The 1,574-nt window shown below is 63.0% G+C and carries 1 protein-coding gene; it reads right to left on the bottom strand.

Going from position 1 to position 1,574, the window contains the following annotated elements:
* Nucleotides 1–1,560, bottom strand: a 1,560-nt coding sequence (locus tag ACFWF1_RS44005) for a condensation domain-containing protein (protein WP_379292233.1), incomplete at its 3' end; no start/stop codon positions are given.
* Nucleotides 1,561–1,574: the final 14 nt, after the last annotated feature.

Below are 1,574 nucleotides of genomic sequence, written 5' to 3'. Positions count from 1 at the left end.
GTCCGGAACCGTCACATCCGGCAACGACACCGTCGTGTCATTCCACACCTCCAGCACCCGGCGACGCTCCACCTCGTCAAGCACATCCAACCGACCAACCGCACGAGTCGGCTCAGCAGCAGCCTGACGCAGTACGCGGATGAACCGGGCCACCAACATCTCGATGCTTTCCTGGTCGAACAGGTCGGTCGCGTACTCGACGAACCCGCTCCACCCGGTGGATCTGGCACCGTCGACCGGAGTGTCGACGATGTTGAAGAACAGGTCGAATCGTGATGTGCCGGTAGGTGCTGTGATCTCCTCGACTCGCGCCTCGGGGAACCGCAGATCCGGCAACTGGTTGTTTTGGAAGGCCAGCGCCACCTGAAACAGTGGATGATGCGCCGGGGAGCGGACCGGGTTCAGCAACTCGACCAGCAAGTCGAACGGCGCATCCTGATTCTCATAGGCGGCCAGGGCTTTTCCACGGACCTGTGTGAGCAGCGCTCTGAACGACTGGTCGGCAGCCACGGCGGTGCGCAACACACAGGTATTAACGAAGAACCCGACCAGATCGGTGAGCGCATCATCGGTACGCCCGGCGATCGGTGCCCCGACCGGGATGTCATCACCAGCACCGAGTCGGAACAACAACACCGCCAAGGCAGCCTGCAACACCATCGATACCGTCGCGTCTTCCCGGCGGGCCAACTGCTCCACCGCCGCACGTGTGCGCGGGTCGATCTCGAACGGCACCAGACCACCTCGATATGTGGCCGCCGGCGGACGAGGTCGATCAGTCGGCAACTGCAGCACCTCCGGCAGCCCAGCCAGCTCACCACCCCAATAGTCGAACTGCCTGGAGATCAACGAATTTGGATCCTGCCGATCCCCCAGCAATTCCCGCTGCCACAACGTGTAATCGACATACTGAACCGGCAACGGCTCCCACCGCGGAGCCACACCCCGCCGCCGCGCCGCATACGCCTGCGACAGATCCCGCATCAACAACGCCGTCGACCACCCATCAGCCGCTATGTGATGCACCAACAGCAACACCACGTGTTCCTCAGGCGCGCGACGAAATACACTCACCCGCACGGGTATCTCACTCGCCAGATCGAACGGATAACGCGCCGCCTGTGCCACAGCTTTTTGGAATTTCTTCTGCGACCATCCGGTCACATCCACGATCTGCCACCCGGTTTCGGCGGCCTCTGCTGACAGGATCTGTTGGGTCGGTGTGTCGCCGAGTTCTGGGAACATCGTGCGTAGCGTCTCGTGCCGAGAAACCAGGTCCCCTACCGCGAGCCGCAGCGCCAGCACATCCAGTGCACCGGTCACCCGCAACGCTGTCGGGAGGTTGTAGGTCGCCGACGGGCCCTCCAACCGATGCAGAAACCACAACCGCCGCTGGGCAAACGACAACGGCACCCGCGCCGGTCGCTCCCACACACTCAACCCCAGACGCACCCGGACCCCGGTATCGAGATGTTCAACCAGCTCGGCGACTGTGGCGGCCTCGAACAACACCCGAATCGGGACCTCGACCCCGAGCGCCGACCGAATCTTGCTGATCAACCGGGTCGCCAACA

It is taken from the genome of Nocardia sp. NPDC060255 (assembly GCF_042727395.1).
Lineage (GTDB): Bacteria > Actinomycetota > Actinomycetes > Mycobacteriales > Mycobacteriaceae > Nocardia.
This window is presented reverse-complemented; position numbering and strand designations above follow the sequence as displayed.